15 protein-coding genes are annotated in these 26891 nt (G+C 66.7%); all 15 read right to left on the reverse strand.

The features are described 5' to 3' along the window. Positions 1-67: 67 nt before the first annotated feature. The 15 genes from AC3WUM_RS23200 to AC3WUM_RS23270 all read right to left on the reverse strand — a co-directional run bounded on the left by AC3WUM_RS23200 (position 68) and on the right by AC3WUM_RS23270 (position 26786). Complete coding sequence (locus tag AC3WUM_RS23200; protein ID WP_492413429.1) at positions 68-1075, reverse strand: pyridoxamine 5'-phosphate oxidase family protein; 1008 nt, start codon at positions 1073-1075, stop codon at positions 68-70. Beyond that, positions 1072-1263 carry a hypothetical protein gene (locus AC3WUM_RS23205; protein WP_492413430.1) on the reverse strand — a complete coding sequence of 64 codons (192 nt, stop codon included), beginning with the start codon at positions 1261-1263 and terminating at the stop codon, positions 1072-1074. Before AC3WUM_RS23205 ends, AC3WUM_RS23200 begins: the two co-directional genes overlap by 4 nt. Further along, a complete protein-coding gene (locus AC3WUM_RS23210) occupies positions 1260-2417 on the reverse strand; it encodes a PepSY-associated TM helix domain-containing protein (RefSeq protein WP_492413431.1) in 1158 nt (385 codons plus the stop codon). The genes AC3WUM_RS23205 and AC3WUM_RS23210 overlap by 4 nt, the downstream gene beginning before the upstream one ends. A gap of 13 nt (positions 2418-2430) precedes the next feature. After that, positions 2431-4644, reverse strand: coding sequence for a TonB-dependent receptor (locus tag AC3WUM_RS23215; protein WP_492413525.1), 2214 nt, complete (start codon positions 4642-4644; stop codon positions 2431-2433). A gap of 155 nt (positions 4645-4799) precedes the next feature. Next, a complete protein-coding gene (locus AC3WUM_RS23220) occupies positions 4800-5537 on the reverse strand; it encodes a DUF2238 domain-containing protein (RefSeq protein WP_492413432.1) in 738 nt (245 codons plus the stop codon). Positions 5538-5601: 64 nt separating this feature from the next. After that, entirely contained in the window at positions 5602-6429 is an 828-nt protein-coding gene (locus AC3WUM_RS23225) for an alpha/beta fold hydrolase (protein WP_492413433.1), read from the reverse strand. An 11-nt stretch (positions 6430-6440) separates the two neighbouring features. Next, the gene (locus AC3WUM_RS23230; RefSeq protein WP_492413435.1) at positions 6441-6722 is read right to left on the reverse strand and encodes an acyl carrier protein; all 282 of its coding nucleotides are present in this window, start codon (positions 6720-6722) and stop codon (positions 6441-6443) included. Positions 6723-6728: 6 nt separating this feature from the next. Continuing rightward, complete coding sequence (locus tag AC3WUM_RS23235) at positions 6729-7469, reverse strand: CatB-related O-acetyltransferase (protein ID WP_492413436.1); 741 nt, start codon at positions 7467-7469, stop codon at positions 6729-6731. A 77-nt stretch (positions 7470-7546) separates the two neighbouring features. Continuing rightward, entirely contained in the window at positions 7547-9160 is a 1614-nt protein-coding gene (locus AC3WUM_RS23240) for an alkaline phosphatase family protein (protein ID WP_492413437.1), read from the reverse strand. Between the two features lie 80 nt (positions 9161-9240). Continuing rightward, on the reverse strand, positions 9241-14160 hold the full coding sequence (locus AC3WUM_RS23245) for a beta-ketoacyl synthase N-terminal-like domain-containing protein (protein ID WP_492413439.1): 4920 nt from the start codon (positions 14158-14160) through the stop codon (positions 9241-9243). Beyond that, on the reverse strand, positions 14160-23156 hold the full coding sequence (locus AC3WUM_RS23250) for an SDR family NAD(P)-dependent oxidoreductase (protein ID WP_492413440.1): 8997 nt from the start codon (positions 23154-23156) through the stop codon (positions 14160-14162). The genes AC3WUM_RS23245 and AC3WUM_RS23250 overlap by 1 nt, the downstream gene beginning before the upstream one ends. A gap of 138 nt (positions 23157-23294) precedes the next feature. Further along, positions 23295-24113, reverse strand: coding sequence for a sulfatase-like hydrolase/transferase (locus tag AC3WUM_RS23255; protein WP_492413442.1), 819 nt, complete (start codon positions 24111-24113; stop codon positions 23295-23297). Positions 24114-24302: 189 nt separating this feature from the next. Further along, a complete protein-coding gene (locus tag AC3WUM_RS23260) occupies positions 24303-24527 on the reverse strand; it encodes a DUF2970 domain-containing protein (protein ID WP_492413444.1) in 225 nt (74 codons plus the stop codon). Between the two features lie 147 nt (positions 24528-24674). Beyond that, positions 24675-25310 (reverse strand): peroxiredoxin, encoded by a 636-nt coding sequence (locus AC3WUM_RS23265; RefSeq protein WP_007183172.1) that lies wholly within the window; start codon positions 25308-25310, stop codon positions 24675-24677. Positions 25311-25406: 96 nt separating this feature from the next. Beyond that, positions 25407-26786, reverse strand: coding sequence for an MATE family efflux transporter (locus tag AC3WUM_RS23270; RefSeq protein WP_492413446.1), 1380 nt, complete (start codon positions 26784-26786; stop codon positions 25407-25409). Between the last annotated feature and the right edge of the window lie 105 nt (positions 26787-26891).

Consider the following 26891-nt stretch of genomic DNA (forward strand, 5'->3'; position numbering starts at 1 on the left):
ACCGGCAGATACAGACGCCGCCCGCAAGGGCGGCGTTTTTGTTGGCGCCGCCGGTCGGTGTTGCGCCTCAGTACAGATTGCGCTTGTAGTCGATCTCCAGGCCCTTCTCCATGAAGCCCGGGACCGACAGCGCAGCGCGCACGAGACTGGCCTGCAGGCCTTTGCCCTTGCTGTGCTTGACGTGCGCGACCATCAGCGCAGCCGGGTCGATGCCTTGCGCGATCTCTCCGAGCGGCCACAGGCGCGCACGCGCCAGAGCCTTGCTTTCACGCAGTTCGATGCGCGGATGTTCGACGCGCGTCACCACGATGGGCGTCTTGCCTTCGACGGCGAACAGCTCGCGCATGCGCGTATCCGTGCTGATGCGCGCGGTGCCGCTCACGAGCACGACCTGCGTCGAGCCCGGGATCAGCGCCATTGCCGCGATGCGCGGCTGCGTGAGGATGTTGCGAAAGCCATCCGCACGACGATTGCCTGGCCGGTCCGCATACCAGACCGCGCCTTCGTGCAGACGCAGCATGGCGCCTTGCGGATCGCCCTTCGGACTCACGTCGGCGCGGCCTTGCGCATCCATCGTCGCGAGCGCCATGAAACGGCTCGCGAACAGAAACGCCTCGTCGTCGTTCGGCGCTGCGGGCTGCGCCGACCAGAAGCCCGAACGGATCAGCGCCTTGGCGCAATGGACGAAGCATTCGTCGATCGCGATCTCGATGCGCTCGCCCTCGATGCCGGCGACGCGGCCGTTGACGCGCAAGGTTTCACCGATGCCGGGCGTCAGGAACAAGGCGCCGAAGCCTTGCCCCAGCTGCGCGACGCTCGCATCGTCCATCGCGGCCCGCGACAAGGCCAGCGTCGAGCGATCGATCGCATGCGCAAATCCAGGCTCGCCACCGCATGCGGTGATGCGTAGATCGCTCCCGCTGCGTTCACCGAAGGCGGCGAAGCAGAACGTCGAGTTCGCCGCCCAACGCTGCGCGCCCGCGTCGAGATGATCGATGACCTTGAGATGCATCGGTCCTGGTGTCTTGCCGATGCAGGCTTCGAGGCCGGCGACATCGGTGATGTCCGTGCTCACGAGGTCGAATCCTTGGCCCGTGCCCTGCGCTGCGTCCAGGCGCGTTCCGCGCCGATGATCAAGGGTGCAGCCGCGAGTAGCAGAAGCACGGTGTCCCAGGCGCCGTCGACGAGCAGCATGCCGACGATGGCGCCCGCGCTCAGCAGGCCGAGCGCGAGCAGCGGCAACAAGCGAGTCCGTACGCTCATGCCGACCCTCCTGCCGCCTTCGGTGAGCGCCGCCGACGCCGATCCCACCAGAGCCAGGCGCCGTTCGCGGTGATGAACAGGCTCAGCCAGGTGCACAGCGTCCACAGCAGCTTGAGCGGCAAGCCGCCGTAGTCGCCGAAGTGCAGCGGCTGCGACAGCACGATGGCTTTCAGATACGCGGGCGGCTGCACGGCGGCGGCGACTTCGCCGGTTGCCGCATCGATCGCCGCGACGCGGAACAAGCGCTGCTGAATGCCTTCGTCGCCGACGAGCAGTGCGGTGTAGTGGCGCGGCGTCGAGAACGTGGTGCCCGGAAAGATCACCGTCTCGACGTGCCAGCCCGCTTCGGCGGTGGAGCGCGCCGCCGCGAACACACGATCGAGGTCGACCGGCGGATTCAGCACGTCGACCGGCTCGGCCGCATCGGCCATGCGCTGCAACTCGTGCAGCTCGGTCGCCTGCCAGACACCGATCGCGATCGTCGAGAAACCGAGCAGAAAACCGGTGATCGTCACCACGAGCGCCCAGCCGAGCACCACCATGCCGATGAAGTTGTGCAGGTCCAGCTGCAACAGCCGCGCATCCTTGCCACGACGCAGGACGCCGAAGGCGATGCGCTTGACGTAAGGCGCGTAGACGACGAGCCCGGACAGCAGGGACAGCAGCACGAACAGCGCGATCAGCGCGCCGAGCAGCTCGCCCGCGGGCCCGAGAAACCACTGCGCGTGCAGCTCGAGCAGAAAGCCCGTCAGCGTCTTCTGCGGATCGGCTTCACCGATCAGCTGCGCGGTCGCCAGATCGACGAAGCGCAGCTGCGCGCCAGTGAAATCCTTATTCGCCTTCGGCCCGGTGACGACGAGCTGCACGCCCGGATGATCGTCCGGGTCGATACCCGTGCTAAGCACGCGCTCGTCCGGATACGCGGCCTGCACGCTGGCGATCGCGCGCGCCATCGATTGCGCGTCGCCGCCCGTGCTCTGCGCGGTCGGCACCACGCCGAGCGCATGGTCGATCTCCTCGTGGAAGATCAGCACGGTGCCGCTGATGCACAGCACGAGGAACGGCAGCGTGGCGACGAGACTGGCCCAGCGATGCAGCCAGAGGTTGGCGCGAAACCAGCGCGAGGCGCCGCTTTTTTGCGTGGGCTTGCTCATGCTCGGGACGCGCTCAGAACTGGAACTCGAAGCCGCCGACCATGCGCCGGCGCTCGCCGAGGCTCACGACGTCGATCTGCGAGGTGTTGTAGCGGTTGGCGTCCCGGCGATAGGTCTCGTCGGTCAGGTTGGTGCCCGAGAAGAACAGCCCGACCGGGCCGATCTGCCAGCGCACCGCCAGGTTGACCAGATGGAAGGCGGGCAGCTCGTGCGCCGGCTCGTTGTCGGCATTGGCCGCAGCGCTTCCCACGAAGGTGACATCGGGGCGGATCAGCAGGCTGCGCCAGGGGTTGATCTCGAGCGCGACGGTGCCGGTGTATTCGGGCGCTTTCGGCAGGCGATTGCCCGAGTAGTCGGCGCCGTTGGCCACCGGCTCCATGTCGCTCGCGAAGCGGGCCCAGGTGACGCCGTAACCGCCGATGAGTTGCAGCATGCGATGCGCCCGCCACTGGAACTCGAACTCGCCACCGCGCACGTAGGCCGGCCCGGTGTTGCCCATGTAGTTGTCGACGCCTTCGCCGAGCTGGATCTGCATGTCGCTCCAGCGCGTGTAGAACAGGTTCAGCGCGCTCTGCATGCGCCACGGCCGGTAGCTGCCCTTGAGCGACAGCTCGGTGTTCTGCGTGCGTTCGGAGTCGAAGCTGAACTGGCGTCCGGACACCGCGTTGTAGCCGTCGCCGCCCGGACGATAGCCCTCGGAATAGGTGGCACCGAGGAACCAGCCGTCGAACAGCTCGTAGCGCAGGCCGAGCTTGGGCATCACTTCGGAGAACTCGCGCGACACCGGCACCGAGCCATCCGCCGGCAGCACCGAGCCTTGCAGCGAGGCGACCAGCAGCCTGGAGGCCAGCGAATCGCCGTCGTAGCTCGAGGTGGTGACGCGGCTGTTCTTCTCGCGATCGACGCGCAGCCCGCCGGTCAGCGTGAGCCGCTCGGTGAGCAGCCAGTCGAGCTCGCCGAACAGCGCCATGTCCTTCACCTTGGACGGCGAGCCCGAGTCGTACACCACGTTGCCGATCTGCGGCGCCGGCAGGCCGATCAGGAAGTTGATGTTGATGAAGCCGCTCGAATCGTCGCGGTTCTTCTCGTAGTAGTAGTACGCGCCGACAGTGCCGTGCAGGCGCTCGCCGAGATAGCTCAGCCGCAGCTCCTGCGAAAAGCCGTCGGAATCTTCCCACTGCGTGGCCGCGCCACCGGACTCGGCGCTGTAGTCGATATCGAAATGACTCAGGGTCTCGGATCGGAACCAGGCGCTGACGGCGCGCAGCTCCCAAGCATCGCCGAAGCGCAGCGACTGGTTCAGCGCGTACAGCTGCGCCTGGTTGTCGTAATCCTGCGGCGCGTCGCTCAGCGAGACGCGGCTGCGCTCGTTGGCGAGCGGAACATAGGTGCTGCCCTGGAAGCGCCGCAGGTCCATCACGCTCAGCAACGCCTTGTAGGCGCCGTCCGCACCGCCTGGCGTAAACGCCAGCCTCGCGCGCAGGCTGCGGCTGTCGCGCCGCGCCGCGTGCTCGTCGCCGCGTGTGGCGTTGGTGATGTCGCCGTCGTCGCGGCGATCGTCGTAGACCAGGCGCATCGCCAGCGCGTCCGGCCACAGCGTGGCTTCGGCGGCACCGGCGTACTGGCGTGCTCCGTATTCGCCGGCGGCGAAGCGCCCGCGCAGCTGCGGCGAGAAGCTCGACAGCGCTTGCGGTGCGACGCTGTTGAGAATCACCGCACCGGCCATCGCATTGCGGCCCTGGCTGGTCGACTGCGGGCCGCGGAAGATTTCCACCGTATCGAGATCGAAGGCGGACAGGTCGGCATACGCGAGCGCCGAGCGCGGCAGGCCGACGCCGTCGAGCACGACGACGGAGGTGGTGCCGTAGGACGCATACGCGCCGGAGCCGCTGGCCCCGTAGCTGCCGATGCCGCGCAAGCTCATGCCGCCGACGCCGTAGTCGCTGTCTTCGAGGCTCGCGTTGGGCGTGGCACGAATGACGTCGTAGACATCGCGCGCGGTGCTGCGCTCGATCTCGGCCCCGCTTTTGACCGCGACGCTACTGGTGGTCTGGGCGATCTCGCGACGCAGCAGCTCACCCGTCACGATCACCGTCTCGACCGAGTCGCCCGCCTTGTCGTCCGAGCGCGCGAGCGGCTCGGAGGCGGCGGATTCGAGCGCGATGGCGGGTACCGGTGCGGACTCATCCGCGTTCTGCGCCTGCGCGGCCGCGCAGGCGATGCACATCAGCACGGGCCAGGTCCGGGCCCTCCTCCACGTCGTACCCATCTCCCCAGACGCCCCGACAATTGAGAATTCTTCTCAACTATACCAAGCGCGGTGAAGCCGCGGTCGGCTAGGTGGGCATTTACCATTGCCCGGCCCAAGCGACGCCGGAGCCTTCAGTCGATGCGGGTCCGCCTGTCCTCGAGCAGGCGCGCGATCTCGTTCTCGCCGAGCGGCCGGTCGCTCTTGATGCGCAGGCTCTCGCTCCATTCGCGCGCGAAATCCCGCTGCAGCCAGAAGTTGAGCGCAGCGGTGATCAGCATGGCGATCAGCGCACCGGTTCCCGCGCAGCCCATGTCCTTCTGCGCGTCCCAGACGTCGCCCTGGGTGCCGAGATAGGCCACGCCGAGGTCGCCGCCGAAGAACTCGGCCGCGGCCCACTCGATGAGCTCGTAGAGCGCGGAGGTCGACAGCGTGAAATCGAGCGGCAGGAAGTAGCCCCAGAAGCCGCGCGCATCGGCCACGCGCAGAAAGATTTCACGCAGCGGATAGGCCAGCAGCAGGCCGTACGAAAAGTGCACGAGCCGATCGAAGTTGTTGCGCTCCCAGCCGAGCATGGCGTTGAAGCTGTGCCCCGTGAGCGCCCGCCAGGCCTGCTCGTACGGCACCTCGGCGTAGGTGTAATGGCTGCCGACCGCGTGCAGGCACATGAAGACGAAGATCAGCGTGTATGAAACGCGCGAGAACACGAACTGCTTGTGCAGGGCGAACATGCCGACGCCGAACAGCAGCACGAGCACGTTCTCGATCAGCCAGTCGGCGCGATCGAACGGGGCGATCGCGAGCGCGGCCCAGAGCACGGCGTAGAGGCCGATCAGCACCGGGACGTAAGCGCGGTAGTTCGGAACGTTCATGTCTTCTGCGATCAGGCGGATGCAAGGCCCACAGCATAAGCGAGCCCGCAAACGCTCCGCGCGCTCAGATCGCGAGGAAGCGCTCGAGGCGTTCCCGCACGCTCGCCGCATGCGAAAGCGGAAAGAAATGCCCGCCGCCCGGCACGATCTCGACCTCGGCCTTCGGCAGCAAGCCTTGCAGGCTCCGGCACGAGGGCAGACAGCGCGACAGCTCGCCGTAGATCAGCAGCAGCGGCATCCCGGCGAGCCGCGCTGCGATCGTCTGCGCATCGGCGCCGGGCACCAGCAGTTCCTCGCGCACGCCGGGCTTGTCGATCAGCTCGATCCAGGCCTTGGCCGTGCGCAGGGCACCGCGGCCCTCGCCGAACGGCGTCACCGAATCGCGCGTCGGAATCTCCTCGCCCGAGGTCTTGAGCCGTGCGACGGCCTCGAGGAAGCGCAGGCCGATCTGCTCCTCGGCCTCCCAGTCGATGCCCGAGCGCCGGGCGACTTCGATTTCGAAGGCCGACAGATGCGGCATGTCGGCGAGCATCTGCCGGGGCTGCAGGGCGTTGACCTTGGTATCCATGATGCAGAGCGAGCTCACGCGCTGCGGATGGCGCACCGCGAATTCGAGCGCCACGCCGCCGCCATAGCTGTGCCCGACGAGCCGGCAGCGCTCGATGCCGGCCTCGTCGAGCACCGCGGCCAGGTCATCGGCCTGAGCGCTCGCCGAATAGCCCGAATCCGCCGCCTCGCTGTAGCCGTGACCGCGCAGGTCGTAGAGCGTGCAGCGATAGCGCTGCGCCAGCGGCAGCGCGTACTGCGCGAACCAGAACGCGCGGCTCGCGGCGAGCCCATGCACGAAGACCAGATCGGGCCCTTCGCCGATCTGCTGCCAGGCGAGCTTCAAGTGGCCGCGACTCAGAGCTTGGTGGCGAGGAAGCTGGCGATCTGGCCGATCGACAGGTCGTCGACGTAGCGACCGTCCTTCATGAGCAGCTCGTTGAACGGCAGCTTGCGCTTGCCGACCATCTCCTCGATGGCGACGACGAGCTGGATGATGTCGATCGACTCGAAGCCCAGGTCGGCGAGCAGCCGCGTCTGCGGCGTCATCTCGCCTTCGAATTCGTTGTCCCAGTCCTGAGTGAAATCCTGCAGCAGTTCGGCCAGCTTGCCGACCAGTTCCTCGCTCGTGGCGCTCATAGAGTTCTAATCGTTGTAGTAAAGAGGTGTCGCCAGTTTATCGATCCGCATGCCCTCTGCGCTCCTGCTGATGCAGTAGCTCGGCGGCCGCAGCGCTTCGAGTTCGCCGTCCGCGAGCTTCTGCTCGAAGAAGGCCAGTGTCGCTTCCATCTTCGAAAAATCCACCTGCTTCTTGAACGGAGCCAGGTCGTAACGCCACCACTCCAGCTTGAGCAGGCGTTCGACGATGGATTCGGCGAAGCGCAGCCTGATCACACGCGCCGGAGAGCCGACCGCGATCGCATAAGCCGGAATGTCGCGCGTGACCACCGAGCGGGCGCCGATCGTCGCGCCCGGACCGATCGTCACTCCGCGCTTCACGAAGCAGCCGGCCCCGATATAGGCCTCGTGGCCGATGTAGGTCTCGGACGGCACGGTATCGACGTACGAAGGCCCGCCCTCGGCCTCCGGCGCGAGCCGCGTGAACTCCTCGAACTCGTACATGCCCGGCGTGAACCGCGGCCGCGTGAACGCGAACGGGTGCGAGCTGAACCAGTCCTGCGGGTGCTCGGGCGGACCGAGGATCGACGATTCGCCGATCTGCGCGTAGCGCCCGAAATGCACGCGAAACGCGCTCGTCATGCCCGCCGCGTTGAAGAACGTGAAGGCCCCCATCGTGCAGTGCTTGAGCCTGTGCCCCTGCGGCCAGCACGGCCGCTCGAAGCGCAAGGTTCCATGCAGGCCCGCACCGATCCCAACCCCGCCCAACCCGGCCTCGAACAGAGGCCGTCCCTCGCCCACACTATGTTCTTCCATGACCCGCCAAAGCTGGCTCCCCTATAGATTCATTCCATGTAACCGAGCATCTGCAGCTGCTCGATGATCTGCTGCTTCTCCGACGCATCCATGTCTTCGCCGGCCTGGCGCTGGGACTTCTTGGTCGGCGCGCCCTTCTTCTGCGGATGGGCGGCCTTGTAGGCGTCGGTAAAGAAAGTATCCGCGACCTTGCCTTCCATGTCTTTGGGAATCGCCAGACCGAGGCTGTAGAGCAATGTCGGACAGACATCGCGAATATCGCGGCGCTCGACCATGTCGGCCGCGACGATGCCCGCGCCCGCCGCCATGAAGATGCCATCCGGATGGTGCGTACCGGCCGGCGTCGGCCGCTTGACCACGGCCGGCTGGATGTTGCGGATCGAGACGAAGCCGTTGTCGCGCAGCACCAGCGTCAGATCGCAGGCCTTGTCCATGTGCGCGCCCGGGAACCACTCCTCGCGCTTGAGCACGTCGACGACCACGGGCTCGCCGTCCTCGTTGCGCAGCGATTTGAGATCGGCGATGAGCTGCTCGCGGAAGGCCTCGTACTCCTCCGGCTTGATGCCCGGCTCACCGGGCTTGTTCGCCACGCGAATGTGGATGCCGTTGCTCGACGGCGTGCGGCAATACGCGGTGGTCTTGCTCCAGTCCAGATTGGCGAAATCCGAGGCCTCGCGACGCAGCGCCTGTTCGCTGCCGTCGTTGACGGCCCACTTCAGATAGCCCTTTTCCTCGAGGAAAACGTTGATGCGCAGCACTTCGACCGAAGCCGTGAAGCCATGGTCGGACGCGAAGAACACCTGCACGTCCGGGCCGCAGAGCTTGACGAGCTGCTCGATGTAGTCGTCGACGTTGCGGAAGTATTCGAGGCAGACCTCGCGCATGCGCAGATCGTGCGCGGACGGATCGCTCTTGAGCAGCGCCGGATCGAGGTACGGCCAGGCCTGATGCTGGATCTTGTCGGTGCCATCGAACATCACCGCCATGAGCTCGGGCTGCTCGTTCTTGAGCACGTACTCGGCGACCTGGAACCACTGATGCTCGCGCGGCAGGTGATAGCTCACCCACTTGTAGGTCTCTTCGTCCGAGAGCACTTCGGTGGCTTGCTTCTCGTTGTCGAAATCCCAGGCCAGCTCCTTGGGATCGAAGCCCGCAATCTCGCTCTTGAGCGTCTCGAACAGCCCGCTCGGATGGCTGTTGCGGCGCAGATGCTTGGCCGGAATGAAGCCCGGAACGACGACGCCGTTGGTTTCGGGCGGCGGCGGCGCGGTGAGCGGAAAGTTGAGCGCCGCGATCTTCTTGCCGTTGCGATTGGCGATCGACCAGATCATCTCGGAGTCGACATCGCGGCTGTCGTAGAGCGTCCAGTAGACCTCGCCGCCCTTGTCCTCGGCGCGGATGAAATCGAACACGCCGTGCGCGCCCGGATTCTTGCCGGTCATGATGCTGGTCCAGGCCGGCGGGGTCAGCGGGTTCGGCGTCGACCGCAGCTTCGCGCGCACGCCGCCCTTGAGCAGCTTGGCGAGAAACGGCATGGTCACGCCCACGTCCGGAAGCTCGCGCGTCATCTCGTCGAGCACCGTGTAGGTGCAGCCGTCGAGGCCGATGAAGAGTGTCTTGGTCTTGCTGTTCTGCGCGCTCATGGGCAGGTTCCTTGGTGGTCCGTTATCCATCTCGTTATGGGTTCCTCGCACATCGTGTATCGCTCGATGATGACCGGCGATCAGTTGATGCGCTGCACCGCGACATCGTTCAGCTCACGCGGCTGCGCCGCCATCTTCACCATCGCCGCGCCGGCCTTTCGGCACAGCGCGATCAAGGCATCGCCGCCGAAATAAAGCTCGACGTCGTAATCGATTCCACCTCTGCGTACGCTCACGAGCGGTTGATTGGAGGCTCGACGCTCCAGATTCGCACTCGCGATCGTCCACTCCTGCGGTTTTCCTTCAAGACCCGTGCCGGATGCCTTGGCCGCCGCTTCCTTCGAACACCAGAGCGCCGTCGCCGCACGGCGCTGATCGCTCTTGGGCCAGCCGTGGATGAAGAACTCCGCCTCGGCCGGCGTGAACGCGCCCGCGATCAGGTCGTCCACGCTGACGCGCTCGATCGCCTGATGCGGCAGGAAATCGATGCCGAGCATCGCGCTGGCGCCGCAGGCCGCGACCGCCGAGCGACGGCTATGGCTGATCGAAATCTCCGGCAGCGCCACGCCCTCGGGCCAGCCGAGCACCGAAACGACGCAAGGCGCACCGCTGTCGCGACGGCCGATCTCGATGTCCGCCCCGGCGAGATTCAACTGCCATTCGCGGGCCGCCCATTCGCGCACGGCCTCTTTCGCGCAGACGCGGCCGAGCAGCCATTCCTCGCGACGCGGCCCGCTGCGCGGCAGCACGCGGTAGAACTCGTGACGCTCGCGCTCGGTCAGCGTCAGATGCGCGAGCAGGCGCATCCATACCGCGCCGCCCTGTTCGAGATAACCCTCGTCGAAGGCATCGATGCGCCGTACGACGAGCCCCGACGATGCGAGTTCGCGCTGCAGCGCGGGCACCGACAGCGAGCGCTGCAAGGGTGCAAGACGAAGCTGGAACAGGTTCTGCGGCACCGCGTACTTGCGATCCTCCCAGCCCGTCGCGCGTGAAAGCAGCGCGCCGTGGGCATCGAGCAGATCGAACTGGCAATCGAGCTTGAGCCCTTCGAGACGGAATTCGCCGCGGCCGAGCATCGCGCGCTGCGCCGGCTGCGGATCGGCGTACTGCTCATAGCGCCCGATCTGGAACGGAAAGCAGTTGTACTCCCAGCTCAGTTTCTCGGTGAGCCAGAAACCTGCGAGCTGGCCGGCCGCATCGAGCAGCGCCGGATCGGTGCGCAAGCGCGGCGCCTGCGTGAAGCCGAAATAATCGTGCGTCGAAATCGTCGCCATGTCGGCTTCGATGCCCTGCTCGTTCCAGCCGCGCAGCCGCTTGACGCCCTGCAGGCGCGGACCGTGGAACATGCCGTGACGATAGAGCTCACCGGCCGGATTGTTGCGCGCCGCGTTGAGCGGCTGCGCGAGCGCCGGCATCGGCACCGGCGCGACGGGATAGCGATCCGCGAGCAATACATGGCCTTCGAACACGAGCAGCGGCTTGGGCTCGTTCGCATCGAGCTGGAACAGTTTCACCGCGACGCGCGGCGTCGCATCCGGCGAAGGCTGGCGCTCAGCGACGATGCGCAGCGACAGCTTGCCGAGTTCGTCGAGCGCCAGCCAGCGATGGCCGCGCGCGTTCTCGACCGCCGTGACCTTGAGCGCATCGCCGCAGAGCCGGCAGGCGGCTTCGGCGATGATCTCGACGCTGAAGGTGAACGGCACCACGATCAGCGGCAGCAGCTTCGCGTTGCGCGCGGATGGCTTCTCGCCCATCGCGTGGTCGAGCAGAAACGGATCGGTCGCGATGCCGTAAACGCGTTCGCTGAGCAGATGCGCGGCGTCGTGCTCGAGGATGCGGCCGAGCAGCGGATATTGAGGATCGAAACCGTCGCTCGTCGCCGCGATCGGTGCGACCGTCGGCGCAGCAGCGGCCGGGGCCGCGACGCCGATGCCGAGTACGCGCGCCTGCGATTGCATGAAGTCCTGCATGAGCGCGAAATGCGATTTCAGCGCAGCCATGCGCGGATCGACTGGTGCCGCGGGCGTGACGATCGCGGCCTGTGGCGGCGCCACGTCGACCGGCCTGGACTCGGCCGCAAGCGCGGGCTTCGGCGCTTCACTCGCCGACACCGGCAACACGCGCTTCGCCGGAGCCCAGTCCTGCGGCATGCGCAGCGTCGGCATCTGCAGCTTGAGCGTGATCGTGCGGCGCGTGGATTTGACGGGCCCGGCGAGCAGATCGATCTCGCCGTCGATGCGCCGGTGCGCATACAGCGCGGCCGGATCGAAGCTCACGCCGCTGGCGAACAGCTGCGCGAGCATCGCGTGCAGCTGCGCCATGTCGGCCTTGCGGCGGCTGTTGCTCGATACCGCGATCACGTCGTCAGCTCCGCGCAGGGTGTCGGAGACGAACGAGGTCAGATTGCCGCTCGGGCCCACTTCGACGAACACGCGATAGCCGTCGTCGTAGAGCCTGCGCAGCGTTTCGGTGAAGCGGACCGGGTTTTCCCATTGCTGGGCCGCAAGCTCGCGAATCGCATCGGGCTCGGTCGGAAACGGCGCCACCGAACGCGCCGAATACAGCGTCGTGCGTCCGGGACCGAAATCGGCTTCGCGGAAATACTCGCGGTACGCGTCGGCGAGCGGCTTGAACAGCGGCGTGTGATAGGCACGGCCGAACGGCAGCTCCTGGCAGATCGCGCCCTCTTCCGCGAGTCTCTTGCTCAAGGCCTGCGCTTCCTCGGGCGGGCCGAACATCACGAGCTGGTTCGGGCAGTTGTCCATCGCCACCTGCATCGAACCCGGATTGGCGAGCAGCGCTTCGCGCATCTCGGGGCGCAGGGCGCCGATCGTCAGCAGCGTGCCTTCGGCGATGCGGCCTTCGGCTTCGAGCTTGCGGAAGATCAGGTTCAGATCGCGCACCGATTCGGCGATCTCCTCACGCGTCTTGAAACGGCGCACGCCGCAGGCGGTCACGGCGGTGTTCTCGCCGGTGCTGTGACCGAGCATCGCGTCGGGCGCGAGCTTGAGGTCGTCGAGCAGGCTCTGGATCGCCATGCTCGCGGCGAACACGCTTTCGGCCGCCACGTCCATTTCGAACAGCCGCGCTTCGAGCGCCTTGCGCTGCGCATCGTCGTAGCCGGTCGGCGCGGCGAACACCGCCGAGGCGCGCGATTCGCGGCCCGTCGCGAGCGCGGTGGTTTCGATGAAATCGAACCAGTCGCGCACCTGCGGAAACTGCAGGCACAGATCGGCGAGCATGTTCGGATACTGCGCGCCTTCGCCCGGGTAGACGAAGCAGATTTTCCCGGGCGCCGGGCCGGTTCCGTAATGCAGACCCGAGCGCGTCTTGAACGGCTTGGAATCCGCTCGCTGCAGCTTGTCGATCGCCTGCGCGAGTTTCTTGCCGAGATCGGCGATGTCATCGGCCACGATCGCGAGACGATGCGAGCCGGCCGCCTGCGCGACGCTGGCCTTGGCGAGCACCGCGAGTTCGGCACCGGCTTCGACATGCTTGAGCATCGCGACCGCCTTGCTCGCGAGCTCCGCACTCGAATTCGCCGCGAGCAGCACGAGCTCGGTCGGCGCGGGACGATGCAGCACCTGCACCTGCGTTCTCGACGGCCCGCGATATTCCTCCATGATCACGTGCGCGTTGATGCCGCCGAATCCGAAGGCGTTCACACCCGCGCGACGCGCATGCGACTTGCCGTGCACCCAGGGACGCGTTTCGGTGTTCAGATAGAGCGGCGACTGATCGAGCCGCAATTCCGGATCGGGCTCGTCGCACAGCGTCGGCGGCAGCACCTTGTGGTGCAGCGCGAGCGCGGTCTTGATCAGCGAGGCCGAACCCGAAGCCGGCAGGCAGTGACCGATCATCGACTTGACCGTGCCGACCGCGATCTGCGGGCCAATACCGCGCCCACCATAGATCGCCTTGAGCGTGTCGATCTCGGTGCGATCGCCGACATCGGTGCCGGTACCGTGCGCTTCGACGAGATCGATGCTGTTCGGATCGATGCCGCTCGACTCGTAGGCGCGGCGCATCGCGAGCACTTCGCCTTCGGGCCGCGGCGTCAGCAGGCCTTTCGCACGACCGTCCGACGCCACGCCGATGCCCTTGATGACGCTGTAGATGCGATCGCCATCGCGTTCCGCATCGGCGAGGCGCTTGAGCACGAGCATGCCGACGCCTTCACCGAGCAAGGTACCCGAGTGGCCTTTCTGGAACGGCCGCAGCTGGCCGTGCGACAGCGCCTTGATCTGCGTGAACTGCACGTAGAGCTGCGGCGGCGTCTGCGCCTGCACGCCGCCCGTGATCATGAGGTCGCAACGCCCCGTGACGAGCTCGCGCACGGCCTGGTCGAGCGCCATCATCGTCGAGGCGCAGGCCGCGTCGACGATGTAATTCGGCCCCATCAGGTCGAGGCGATTGCAGATCAGGCCGGTGATGACGTTCGGCGTGAGCTGGCCGACGAGTTCGCCGCTGTAGGGCGGCAGCTGCTTCTTGAGCTTGGCGTGCAGCTCGAGCATTTCGGCATCGGAAAAATCGGGGCGCAGGCCGCGCACCGCATCCATCAGCTCGTCGACGAACAGCGCATGCGCGAGCACGTTGGCCTGGCCGCGATTGGTGTAGGTGCCGCGTCCGAGGATCACGCCGGTACGCTGGCGATCGAAATCCTTCTTGCGATAGCCCGCGTCGCCGAGCGCATCGCCCGCATGCTTCAAGGCGAGCAGATGATCCGGGTCGCCGCCGTCGGCCTGGTTCGGCATCACGCCGTATTCGGTCGGATCGATCACCGCGAGATCGCGCAAAAAGCCGCCGCGATTCGTGTAGATGCGATCGTTGCGCTGCTGCCAGTGATCGTGATCGAGGAAGTGGCGTGTCCACTCCTCGTCCGCGGGCGCCACCGCATCGACCTTGTCGAGAATGTTCTGCCAATAGCGTTGCGCATTGCCCGCGCCCGCGTAGCAGCCCGACAGGCCGATGATCGCGATGTCGACCGGAGCGGCCATCAAAGGCTCTCGTTGCCGATTCGATTGAGCGCCGCGCTCAAGGTGCTCTCGGCATCGAGCATCGCGAGTCGCACGCGGCCTTCCTCGTCGACGAACACCGCGTCGTAGCGGAGCGACTGATCGTGATCGGCCGGCTTGACGCGGAAGCGCAGCGACAGCGGCCCCTGCGGCTTCGGCAGCCCCGGCACACGCAGCACGCGACCGAAGCGGCTCGGCAGCGCCGATTGCTGCTTGTGCGTGCGGCCCCAGATCCAGGCCAGCTGCGCGGCCACGTCGATGAGGCCCGGATCGAACAGCCACTCGCCTTCGGCGTCGATCCAGTCCGGCAGCGAACTCGGCGACACCATCGCATCGACGCCGGCCGGAGCCACCGCCGCAATCTCGGTCAGCAGGCGGAAGCGGCCGGTATGGAACAGCATGCGCTCATAGGTCTGATGCGGGTCCATGCGCAGGCCTTCGATCGGCTGCGGCACATCGACGACGGGCGCTTCGAGATGTTCGACGAGCCGCACGGACGCGCGATACAGCGGCGCCTTGCGGGTCGGATCGGCGATGTCGACCGTCACCGTCTGCTCGCCGGGCCCCGAATGACTCGTGGCCTTGGCGCGAATTTCGATCTCGCGCGTCGCGCCGGCCTCGAGCACCACGCCGGCCAGCGTGCGCAGCTCCTGCACTTCGGCGACCTGCCAGCCCGGCCAGCCCTGGCCGACGACCTGCGCGACCCATTCGGTCGCGGCCGCCGCTGGCAATACCGGCTTGCCGTCGATCATGTGATCGCCGAGGTAGGGATCGCTGTCGAGTCCGAAGCGATGCGTGAGCACGAGCGCCCCGCCCGCGCCCATGCGCAAGGGGCTGCGCACGAGCGGATACTGCGAAGCGGCCGCCTTGATCGAAACGCTCGCCACTTCGGACTGCTGCCATGGCCCCTTGCCGATCACGAGTTCGACTTCGTGCTTGGGCCCGCAGGCGAGTTCGCGCAGGAAGTAGCGACGGCCACCGTCGACCGGAATCGGCTCGATGCCGCGCTCGCGGAACTGCCGCTTCACGCCTTCGCTCGCCATACCGGCATCCCACGGTCCCCAGTTCGCCGCGATCACGCGTGTCTCGGGCCAGCGGCGCGACAGCGTCCAGGCCAGGCGATTGCAGGCCTCGTTGGCGGCGGCGTAGTCGATCTGTCCGCGATTGCCGTAGCGACCCGCGACCGAGGTGAAGAACACCAGCAGCTTGAGCGTTTCGGGCCTGAGCTTCTGCGTCAGGATGAAGCTCGAATCGAGCTTGGTGTTGAACACGCGCGAGAACGAATCGTCGGTCTTGTCGGCGATGCGCTTGTCCTCGATCACGCCGGCGCCGTGCAGCACCGCATCGATGCGACCGTAGTTCGCGTAGATGCCGTCGATCACGCTGCCGAACGCCGTTTCGTTGCGCACGTCGCAGGCGAAGTAGCCGACGGTCGCACCCTTGGCGCGCAGGCGTTGCAGGTTCGCGCGCACTTCGCGCTCGGTCAGAATCTTCTGCACGGCGCGATCGATCTCGACCGGCTTCGGCATTTCGCCGCGCTCGCGCATCTGCTCGATCAGCACGCGCTTGAGCGAGGCCACATCGGTCGCACTCGTGATCGCGCCCACTTCCGGCGTCGGCTCCGGCGTGCGGCCGAGCAGCACGAGCGTGATGCCCGGCACCACCATTTCCTCGAGCAGCTCGGCGGTGATGCCGCGCGCCCCACCCGTCGCAACGACGACCCAATCCGCAGCGGGCTGCAGATTCGGTGCGAACGGCGTATCGGCCAGCGCTTCCTCGACCGTGGTCACGCTGTAGCGCGCATCGCCGGTGTGGCCGGCTTCGACGCAGCGATCATCGGCGAGCAGTTCGTCGGCGAGATGCGAGGCGATGGTGTCGTCGCTCTGGCCGTTGAAATCCACCGCGCGCAAGGTCGCCTGCGGATACTCGTCGCGCACGCAGTTGAGCAGGCCGTTGAGGCCGCCCGCGAGCGGGGTGCCGGGGCCGACCGCATCGCGGCCGAAAGTACCGCCGAGGCGACTCGCGGCGATCACGCGAATGTTCGCGAGCCCTTCACCGATCGGCTGCAGCAGACGGAACAGCGAGATCACGCTGCGTTCGCCGAGTTGCTGCCATTCGCCGAGCGTCTGCGGCTGATCTTCGGACAAGCCGTGCAAATGGATCACGCCGGCGATGTTGCCGTGCTCCGCGCGAATGCGAGCGACCGAAGCCGCGAGCGTCTCCGCATCGATCGCGTCGACGCGAAGCGGATGCAGGCCCGCGCTCTCGAGATGCTTGAGCAGCGGCAACACGATGGCATCGCGTCCGCCGGCGACGACGACCGCGCCGGCCAGCTTCACGCGGGTGCCCGACAGCGGGGCCGGACACGGGCGGATCACGTAGCGAGGCACTTCGGCGAGCTGCGCGACGACCGGCTCGCTCGCTGCCGTGTGGGTCGGCGCGCTCCGCGAGTTCGCCGCGGCGGGCTCGGAACCCAGAGCGCCGATGCGTTCGAGAATGACCGCGAGCGACTTGGCGCGCGTGAAGCTCTCCATCGCGGCCTGCATCGCAGCGCCGATCTCGGCCGGCAACTGCTTCTGCAGCGCGCCGACGATCTCGACGCGCTTGATCGAGTCGATGCCGAGGTCGGCTTCGAGATCCGCGTCGAGCGCGAGCATGTCCGCCGGGTAGCCGGTGCGATCGGCAACGATGCCCAGCAGCAGTTCGCGCGCGTCGAAGCTCGTCGCGACGCTCGCCCGCGCGACGACCGGAGTCGCAGCGACGCTTGCCGATGCGGGCGACGAAGCACCGAGCGCGGACAGGCGTTCGAGGATCGTCGCGAGCGACTTGGCGCGCGTGAAGCTTTCCATCGCGGACTGCATCGCAGCGCCGATCTCGGCCGGCAGCTGCTTCTGCAGCGCGCCGACGATTTCGACGCGCTTGATCGAGTCGATGCCGAGGTCGGCTTCGAGATCCGCATCGAGCGCGAGCATGTCCGCCGGGTAGCCGGTGCGATCGGCGACGATCGTCAGCAGCAGCTCGCGGGCATCGAACGACACGGCCGGCGCAACCGAGACCTGCGCCGCCGTAGCCGTCACGGTGACCGCGGCCGAGACCGGCGCTGAAGACGACAGCAGCGGCTGCACGGTATCGACGAGGCTGCGCAGGTTCTTCGCCCGCGTGAGCTTTTCCATCTGCGACTGCAGCGCCTCGGAAACCGCAGCCGGCAGCGATTTCTGGAACGCGCCGACGATCTCGACGCGCTTGATCGAATCGATGCCGAGGTCGGCTTCGAGATCGGCGTCGAGCGAGAGCATGTCTTCCGGGTAGCCCGTGCGATCGGCGACGAGCTTGAGCAGCACGGCTTGCACGTCGACCGAGGCGAGCGCGGCAGCCGGGGCGGCCATCACCAGCGCGGTGGTGGATTGCGTCACCACCACCGCTGGCGCGACCGCCGACGGGGCCAGCGTCGAGGCCACGCTCGCGAGCGGCTCGACGATCGCACGCAAGGTCTTGGCGCGCGTGTAGCGCTCCATCTGCGATTGCATCGCTTCGCCGAGCGCGGCCGGCAATGCCTTCTGCAAGCTGCCCGCGATTTCGACGCGCTTGATCGAGTCGATGCCGAGTTCGGCTTCGAGATCGGCATCGAGCGAGAGCATGTCTTCCGGGTAACCCGTGCGATCGGCGACGAGGCGCAGCAGCATCGCGGCGAGCGCTGCGGAGTCGAACGTCGGCATTGCAGGCGCGGCCGGGACAGGCGCGGCGGCCGCAACCACGATCGGAGCCGCGGCAGGCACGGCCGCGGTCACGGCCGCAGGCGCTTGAATCGGGACGGCAGCGGAGACCTGAACCTGGGGCGCCAGGCTCACCGGCATCGGCACGGGCGCCGCCATCGGCATCGCCGCAGGCGCAGACGCGCCGCCGAGGAACTGCGCCATCACGCGTTCCTGCAGGCTCAGGAACTGACGCATGGTTTCGTGATACGCCGCAATCGCGTCACCACTGTGCACTGCGGTTGCAAGCGGCATCGCCTGCGAAGGCGCGACAGCCGCAAGCGGCATCGACGGAGCCTGAGCGGGCGCCGGCGCCTGCACGACGACCGGCTCGGGCTTCGGCAGCGAATCGGCGATCTTCTGCACGATCGCCTGCCTGGCTTCGGCCGCCTTTTCAAGCGTCATCGGCGGCTCGACGCCGGTGCGCTTGATCGGGTCCGCATGCGGGCGCGCATAGCCGCCCGACAGATACCAGGCCGTCGGCTTGATCGCTTCGGGCTTGGCGAGCTCGGCGACGCGGGCGAGCGGCAAAGCTTCGAGCGGACGTCCCGCGAACAGGCGCGACAGCTCGAAATCGACGCCCGTCGCGAGCAGATCGGCGAGTCCCGACAGCAGGCCGCGCAAACCGCCGCCCTGCCCGTCGAGCGACACGCATCGCGCGTCGCGACCGGCCAGCGTCGCGCCGATCATGTTGCTCAGAATGCTCTTGGGACCGAGTTCGAGGAACACGCGCACGCCGTCGGCGTACATGGCCTCGACCTCGCGCACGAACTCGACGCTCGACAGCAGGTGCGCATCGAGCTGAGCACGCATCGCGGCGATCGTTTCCGGATAGCGCGCACCGCTGCCGTTCGAATACACCGCGATCGTCGGCGCGCTGAAGCTCGCATCGGCGATCGCGGCCGACAGCGGCGCTTTCGCGGGCTCCATGAGCTCGGTATGGAAAGCGCCCGAGACCGGCAAGCGGGTGACCCGCAAGCCCGACGCCGACAAGGCCGCGACGGCCGCGTCGATCTGCGTCGCCGGGCCCGAAATGACGGTCTGCTCGGGCGCGTTGTGATTGGCGACCTTCACGCCCGCGAATGCCGCGATCGCAGCCGCGACCTTGTCGCGCGACGCCGAAACCGCCGCCATGCCGCCGGGCGTTCCGCTGCTCGCGGCGGCGGCCATCACGCTGCCTCGCGTGGCCGAAAGCTTGAGGAAATCCGCTTCGCCGATCACGCCGGCCGCATGCAGCGCGGCGAATTCACCGTAGCTATGCCCGGCCGTGGCGATCGCCTGCAAGCCGAGCCTGCGGGCGAGATTCAGATAGCCGAGCGAGAGCGCGCCGATCGCCGGCTGCGCGTAGCGGGTGTCGGTCAGTTGCTGTTGCTGTGCAAGCTCGGTGGCCGCATTGAACGCGGATTCCGGCCAGACGCGGCGCGACAGGCGCTCAGGCAACAGCGGCGCAAGCGTGCGATCGGCACGTTCGAGTGCGGAGCGCAGCTCTTCGACGAACAGCGCGGACTCCTGGCCCATGCCGACGTACTGCGCGCCCTGCCCCGGAAACACGAAGGCGAGCGCCGGCGCCGTGACCGGACGTTCGAGCGCGAGCTTGATGTGCGGCGGCAGCGGCTTCGCATCGCCCGCGAGCCGGGCGAGCGCGAGCTCGAGATCGGCGATCAGCGTGCCGCGATTGCGCGTCGCAAACGCGAGCAGCGCACGCGATCCGCGCTTGCGGTCGGCTTCGCGAGCCAGGCTCGCCGCGAGCAGCGCGAGCTTGAGTCGCGGACCGGCCTTGGCGAGTTCGAGCACTCGCTCGGCTTCGGCCTTGATGCCGGCCGCGTCAGCGGCCCGGAACACGATGAGCTCCTGCGTCCAGCTGCGAGCGCCCGGCACTTCGGCGTGCGCCATGCCGTCGCGATACTCCTCGAGCACGGCGTGGAAGTTGGTGCCGCCGAAACCGAAGGCCGAAACACCGCCACGACGCGGCGTTCCATCGACGTTCGCGAGCCAGGGCTTGGGCTCCTTGAGCAGGAACGCCGGCGAAGATGCTTCGGCGATCGCATCGAGCGGATCGTCGACGTTGGCGTGCGCGGGCAGCACGCGGTGATGCAGCGACAGCGCGAGCTTCACCAGACCCGCGATGCCCGCGCTGGCCTTGGTATGGCCGAGGATGGTCTTCACCGAACCGAGTGCGACCGTCTTCGCAGGAGCGCCGTGGGCCTTGAGCGCACGCGTGATGGTTTCGGCTTCGGCCTTGTCGCCGACCGCGGTTCCGGTGCCATGCGCTTCGAGCATGCCGAGTGTCGCGGGCGAAAAGCCGGCCTTGCCGTAAGCCCGGTTGAGCGCGCGAATCTGGCCATCCGGCCGCGGTGCGGTCATGCCGAGCGCCTTGCCGTCGCTCGAACCCGCGACCGACTTGATCACCGCGTAGATGCGATCGCCCGCGGCCTCGGCGTCGGCCAGGCGCTTGAGCACGACCATGGTCACGCCTTCGGAGATCACGATGCCATCGGCCTTCTTGTCGAAGGCCTTGGCCTTGCCTTCGGGCGACAGCGCGCCGGTCTTGGCGAAGCACATGAAACCGTAGGGACTCTGCACGGTGTCGACGCCGCCGGTGACGGCGACGTTGCTGCGGCCCGATTCGAGCTCGTTGCAGGCCATCGACAGCGCCGCGAGCGACGAGGCGCAGGCCGCATCGATCGTGAAGTTGAGCCCGCCGAAATCCATGCGATTGCTCACGCGTCCCGCGGCCACGTTGAGCAGCACGCCGGCGAAGGATTCGTTGCTCCATTCGGGCAGGCGCTTGTAGGCATCGGCATCGAGATCGGCGACGAAGCGCGGCAGCTCGGAGCGCACGCCGTACTGCAGCCCGAGGTCGCCCGCGCCACCGCTCGCACCGAGAATCACGCTCGTGTGCTCGCGATCGAAATCGGCGTGGCTCTGGTCGAGCCCGGCGTCTTCGAGCGCGCGGTTGACCGCTTCGAGCGTGAGCAACTGCAGCGGATCGATGGACTTCATCGAATTCGGCGGAATGCCGTAACGCGTCGGGTCGAACAGCACCTCGTCGATGAAGCCGCCCCACTTGCTGTAGATCTTGTCCTTGGCGTTGCGATCGGCATCGAAGTACAGGCGCCAGTCCCAGCGATCGCGCGGCACTTCGGTGATCGCGCTGACCTTGCCGAGCACGTTGTCCCAGTACGCCTCGGCATCCTGTGCCTTCGGCAGCATCAGGCCGATGCCGACGATCGCGATGTCGCTCGGCTGCGCCTTCTCGACACGCAGCGACACCGCATCGTCGAACTGCTGCAGCAGCTCATGGCCGCCGTTGCTGACGCGCTCGTGCAGCTCGGCGACCGACAGCGGCGCATCGGTGAGCGTCGCGACCTGTCCGATCATGTACATGCCGTCGGTCAGCTGCTGTGCCGGGTCGATGTCGACGACCTTGCCCGATTCGTCGCGGTTCTTGCCCTTCGAAGCGATGCGCAGGCGGCCCAGATTCAGGTCTTCGAGCGTGTCGCGGATCTCGTCCGCATTGCGGTTCTCGCGCATGAGCGCGCGGCGCGCTTCGAAGAAATCATGCGCGAATTTCGTGTCCGCGCAACGCGTCGCATGGCCCGGGCCGGTTTCGAGATTGACCGTGCGCGCGCAGGCCACGGCCTGCTCCTGAAAGCCCTGCACGATCGCGCCGGTGGCGACGATTTCGTGCGTGAACAGATACGCGGTGCCCATCAGCGCGCCGACCTTCATGCCGCGCGCCGCGAGCGGAGCCGTCAGCGCAGCGAGCATCGCGCCCGAACGCGCATCGCTGATGCCGCCCGCGAACAGCAGGTGAACGTCCGCCTCGCTGCCGGGCTTCACGTTCTCGAGCAGCACTTCGATCATCTGCTCCCACAGCGGGAAGCTCGCGATCGGGCCGATGTGTCCGCCGCATTCGCGGCCTTCGAACACGAAGCGCCTGGCGCCCTGTTCGAGATACATCTTGAGCAGCGCCGGCGCTGGCGCGTGGATGTAGGTCTTGATGCCGCGCGATTCAAAGGCCGCGGCCTGGTCCGGACGTCCGCCCGCGATCAGCGCATACGGCGGTTTGCACTTCCAGATCGCCTCGCATTGCTCGTCGCGCAGGGCCTGCGGAATGAAGCCGAGCATGCCGACGCCCCAGGCGCGATCGCCCGCGAGCGTTGCGGTCTGCTGCAGCATCTCGAGCACCTGGTCGCCGCGCATGAGCGCGAGCGCGAGGAACGGTAGCGCTCCGTTTTCGGTCACCGCGGCTGCGAAGGCCGGGCTGTCGGAGACGCGTGTCATCGGCCCTTGTGCGAGCGGATAGCGCGTGCCGTGCGACTGCGCGAGCGCCGAGCCTTCGGCGAGATGACCGAGCTCGGCCGCCTGGCGCAGCGCGTCGAAACTGCTCTTGCGCAAGGCCTGAATCAGGCGTCCGATTCGCTTGAAGCGGGCGCGATAAATCGCCGCAGCGCCGATGCCCTGGCCGACCGGAAGCAGCGAGGCTTCGTCCCAGCCGATGCGCGCATCGAGCGCCTGCCGCCACGACTCGGTCGACAGCGTTCCGGCCTCGACGAGCCGAGCCTCCGCGTCGGCCTGCTTGAGCTGCACCGCGGCGGGCTTGGCATACACGCGGCAGGGCGCGTCGATGAGTTCGCCGAACAGCCGCGTCTCGGCGCCGACCAGGCGCGAGAGCTCGTTCTTGAGCGTGTCGGGCAGCGCCGAATCGTCGAGCAGCAGAACCTGGTCGTCGAGCACCACGCCCGCCGCGCCGGCGGCGCGGCAACCGGCCGCCGTGTGCAGGCCGACGCCGCCGCGCACGTACACCGGCAGTGCGGTCTTGCGCAGCAATTTCTGGATCAGGATGTAGCTCGAATCCTCCCCGACCCAACCGGGAGCCTCGTGTCCCTTGGCGACGAGGGCGGCGATATTCGGCAGCGCTGCGAGCTGCGCTTCGAGATCGTCGGCCCGCGTGACCTGCAGCCACACGCGGTGATTCGCGAACACGGCGAAGTCGAGCGACTTCAAACGATTGAACGAGCCCGACAGCAGCACGGTCAGTGCGCGCTCGCCCGCAAGCGCGAGCAAGTCGCGAGCGAGTTCGAATTGCGCGGCCGGAACATGCAGGCCGACGGAGCCCGAAGTGGCGCTCAGCAGTCGCGCGAAGTTCGCATGCGCGAGCCCCGCGTCGGCGCAGAACTCGAGGTCCAGCAGACCGACGCCGCCCGCGCGCGCCGTCGACACGGCGACTCCGGGATGCGCCCAGGCTGCGGGGGCCAATGCAAGAACATCAAAGCTTGGTTCGCTCATGACACCACCCTACGAATCAGACGCAACAGCCGACGCCGAAAGCGGCCATCGCGGCCGCGAACGCCCCTTGCGCTATCGCTTGCGGCCTTCCAGGAACGGCACTTCGAGCACCTTGTCGTGCACGATAGGGCCGTGGCCGAAATAGCCCCCTTCGCCGAAGCACTCGCCGTGATCGGCGGTGATGATGAAATGGGTATCGACCGGCGCTTTGGAGATCAGCGCGTCGAGCACCTGATCGACGTACTCGACGGTCTTGACCTGCTGCGTGTGCAGATCCTTCATCTGGTCGTCGTCGAAGAAGCGATCTTCGCTCGCCTGCCCGAGCTCGTCGTCCATGCGCTTGAACACGCCATGCACGCCGGAAATGTGCGGCAGCGACTTGGGATCGAGCATGTACGGGTAATGCGTCTCGCCGAGGTTCAGGAAATGGAAGCTGGGCTCGTCGTCGTAGAACTCGATCTCTTCGACCATGCCGGCGAAATCGCTGTGGTTCGCCATGAGCTTGTAGTCGTCGAAATGCTTGTTCAGGTGCGAGAACGGATTGAGCACCGGCATCGAAACGCGCGCGACGTTGCGGTAGCCATTGTCCTTGAGCACCTTGGCCAGGGAGAGCTGCGGCACGAAACTCTTGAACGACAGGTCGGCGATGCCGAGCCGGTCGACCCACTGGCTGAATTCCTTCTTGTAGACCTCGGAGGCGAAGACACCCTGCGGGCTCTCATGCGGAATCATTCCCATGAGATAGGTGTAGTGCGAAGGGGAAGTCCAGGAAGCGTAGGAATAGCGCCGGCTGCCCGCGCCGATGCGATCCATGTTCGGACGCTTGGCACGCTGATAGCTGTCGAAGCGGCAGCTGTCCATGACGATGAAAACGAGATTGTGTCCAGCCATGAAGGAAGGCGGCCTCGACGGTTAGCGCTGTTGGATATGCAAATTCGGAACGTCGGCTTTGCGAATTCACCGACCGTTCAGAGGCTACACGCCGCACTTGTTTTTCGATATATCAATATTCCTACAGAAGCTGACCCGAACTCGTTCTTTTATATCGGGTATCCAGGTTACGCACGGGATCGGCAGGCATCAGCCGGCCGAAACCACGAGCTTGACGATCAAGACCAGGATTCCGACCAGCAGCACTGTCAGCGAAATGCCGACGAGGACAAATGAGATTGCTTTGCCGTGGGTGAAATCACGCGCCCGGTTGCGACTGCTCTGCACTCCGAAAAACGCCGCGAGGACGCTGATCACCACTTGCAGCAACGTGGGCTTGCGATCGGGTTTGATCATTGGCTTTGGTGCCGGCATGGACTTCTCCAGGGCGAGTGACGGCCCGGTGTTCTACTGTTGGGGATAAAAAAAGGGGATAAAAAAACGGCGCCGATGGCGCCGTTTTTTCTCGACCGCGCGGTCACTGGATGACCCGCCCGGCCTTCGAGCCGTGCTTCGTGCAGCTCAGCGCTTCGGCGACGGCACCACGCGCAGGTAGGGCTTGATCTCGTTCCATCCGCCTGGGAACAGTTTCTTTGCGTCCTCGTTATTGACCGACGGCACGATGATGACGTCGTCGCCGGGCTTCCAGTTCACCGGCGTCGCCACCTTGTACTGGTCGGTGAGTTGCAGCGAATCGATCACGCGCAGGATCTCGTCGAAGTTGCGGCCCGTGCTGGCCGGATAGGTCAGCGTCAGGCGCACCTTCTTGTTCGGGTCGATCACGAACACCGAGCGCACGGTGAAACGGTCCGAGGCGTTCGGGTGGATCATCCCGTACAGATTGGCCACCTTGAAGTCCGGATCGGCGATCAGCGGGAAGTTCAGCGGCGTTCCCTGCGTCTCGGCGATGTCCTTGCTCCAGCCCTCGTGATCCTTGAGCTCGTCGACCGACAGGCCGATGGCCTTGACGTTGCGCTTGTCGAACTCGGGCTTGAGCTTGGCGGTGTAGCCGAGCTCGGTGGTGCAGACCGGCGTGTAGTTCTTGGGGTGCGAGAACAGCACGCCCCAGGAATTGCCGAGCCATTGGTGGAAGGACACGCGGCCTTCGGTGGTGTCCGCTTCAAAATCGGGGGCGATATCGCCGAGTTGCAGGGTCATGCTCATCTCCTTGTCAGTCGAACCGGTATCAGGCTGTTCAGCCAGATTCCTGAGACCGCCGAGCCTCGGCTCTTATTCCTTCCTTGACAAGGAAGATCAAGTCATAAGAACAGAACCACTGCGATCGAACGCCAGTCGGCGCGTCCGGCGACGGAAGCGCAACACCAGTCCGACCGCCGCAACCGACAGCCCGGCGATGAAGCCACACCATACGCCTGCGGGGCCGATCGGCGTATGGAACGACACCAGCGTGGCGACCGGCAGGCCGACGAACCAGTACGCGACCAGGGTCACCGCCATCGGCACGCGCGTGTCCTTGAACCCTCGCAGCGCCCCGTTGGCCGTGGCCTGCACGCAGTCGAAGATCTGGAACAGCGCCGCGAAGCCGAGAAAGCGCACCGCGAGCTCGGAGACCTCGGGCACCTTCGTGTAGAACCCGACGATGGCGCCCGGCAGCAGCACCATGATCCCCGCCGACAGCAGCGCGAACGCCGCGCCGAGCCAGATGCCCGCATAGCCACTCAAGGTCGCCGCCCCGGTATCGCGCGCGCCGACTTTCTGGCCGACGCGGATCGTCGTCGCCAGCCCGATCGACAGCGGCACCATGAAGGCCAGCGAGGCGAAATTCAGCGCCACCTGATGCGCCGCTACGACGGTGTCGCCGAAGCGCGCCATCAGCAGCCCGCCGAGATTGAACAGCCAGGCCTCGGCGATCACGGTCGCGGCGATCGGCGCGCCGAGGCGGAAAATCTCCCGGAGTTCGGGGCTCCAGCGCGGCGCATGTGCATACAGGCGCAGCCCGGCCAGCGTCGGCTCGATGCGGTAGCAGACCAGGTAGACGCCGAGCATCGCGCTGATCGCGACGACCGTTCCCCAGGCGGTTCCGACCGCCCCGAGTCCCGGCAGTCCGAAAGCCCCGTACATGAGCGGGAAGTTCGCCGCGATGTTGGTGCCGAGCCCGACCAGCCCGGCGATCAGCGGAACCCGCGTCACGCCCAGGCCCTCGCAGCCGTTGCGCAGGGCGAAGCACAGGCAGAACGGAATCGCGCCGTAGGAAATCGTGCGCAGGTAAGCCTCGGCGATCCGCGCCGTTTCCGCGCTCAGGCCCAGCCGGCTCATGACCGGATGCGCGATCAGGTGGACGACGCTCGTCCACAGCGCTCCGAGCCCCACCGCGAGCAACAGCGTGTTGCGCAGGAAATCGCCGGTCTCGGCCGCGAATCGCCCGGCCCCGACGCGCTGGGCCACGATCGGGGAAACCGACATGAACAGGCCCATGAACACGATGAAGCTCAGGAACCAGACATTGGCCCCGACCGCCACGGCCGCCAGCGCGGTCTCGCCGAGACGCCCGGCCATGATCGTGTCGACCGTGTGCATGCCGACGAAGGAAAGCTGGGCCGCGATCAGGGGCGCAGCGAGAAACAGGTTATCCCGGCCCTCGCGAACGAGGCTCCGAACGGTGACGACTTTCATGGCGACTCTCGAGCAAGCCGTGACGTCTGATGCGTCACTGGGGACTGCCCTGACAGCTAAGGGGCGCGAATGGTAGAGGGGGAAGGCTGCATTGCCAAGACAGAA

Source organism: Hydrocarboniphaga sp. FW305-C-57, from assembly GCF_058783045.1.

Coding starts and splice junctions, on each gene's coding strand:
- AC3WUM_RS23205 (WP_492413430.1), bottom strand. CDS start 1,263: ATGAGCGTACGGACTCGCTTGTTGCCGCTGCTCGCGCTCGGCCTGCTG.
- AC3WUM_RS23210 (WP_492413431.1), bottom strand. CDS start 2,417: ATGAGCAAGCCCACGCAAAAAAGCGGCGCCTCGCGCTGGTTTCGCGCC.
- AC3WUM_RS23215 (WP_492413525.1), bottom strand. CDS start 4,644: ATGTGCATCGCCTGCGCGGCCGCGCAGGCGCAGAACGCGGATGAGTCC.
- AC3WUM_RS23220 (WP_492413432.1), bottom strand. CDS start 5,537: ATGAACGTTCCGAACTACCGCGCTTACGTCCCGGTGCTGATCGGCCTC.
- AC3WUM_RS23230 (WP_492413435.1), bottom strand. CDS start 6,722: ATGAGCGCCACGAGCGAGGAACTGGTCGGCAAGCTGGCCGAACTGCTG.
- AC3WUM_RS23240 (WP_492413437.1), bottom strand. CDS start 9,160: ATGAGCGCGCAGAACAGCAAGACCAAGACACTCTTCATCGGCCTCGAC.
- AC3WUM_RS23245 (WP_492413439.1), bottom strand. CDS start 14,160: ATGGCCGCTCCGGTCGACATCGCGATCATCGGCCTGTCGGGCTGCTAC.
- AC3WUM_RS23255 (WP_492413442.1), bottom strand. CDS start 24,113: ATGGCTGGACACAATCTCGTTTTCATCGTCATGGACAGCTGCCGCTTC.
- AC3WUM_RS23260 (WP_492413444.1), bottom strand. CDS start 24,527: ATGCCGGCACCAAAGCCAATGATCAAACCCGATCGCAAGCCCACGTTG.
- AC3WUM_RS23265 (WP_007183172.1), bottom strand. CDS start 25,310: ATGACCCTGCAACTCGGCGATATCGCCCCCGATTTTGAAGCGGACACC.
- AC3WUM_RS23270 (WP_492413446.1), bottom strand. CDS start 26,786: ATGAAAGTCGTCACCGTTCGGAGCCTCGTTCGCGAGGGCCGGGATAAC.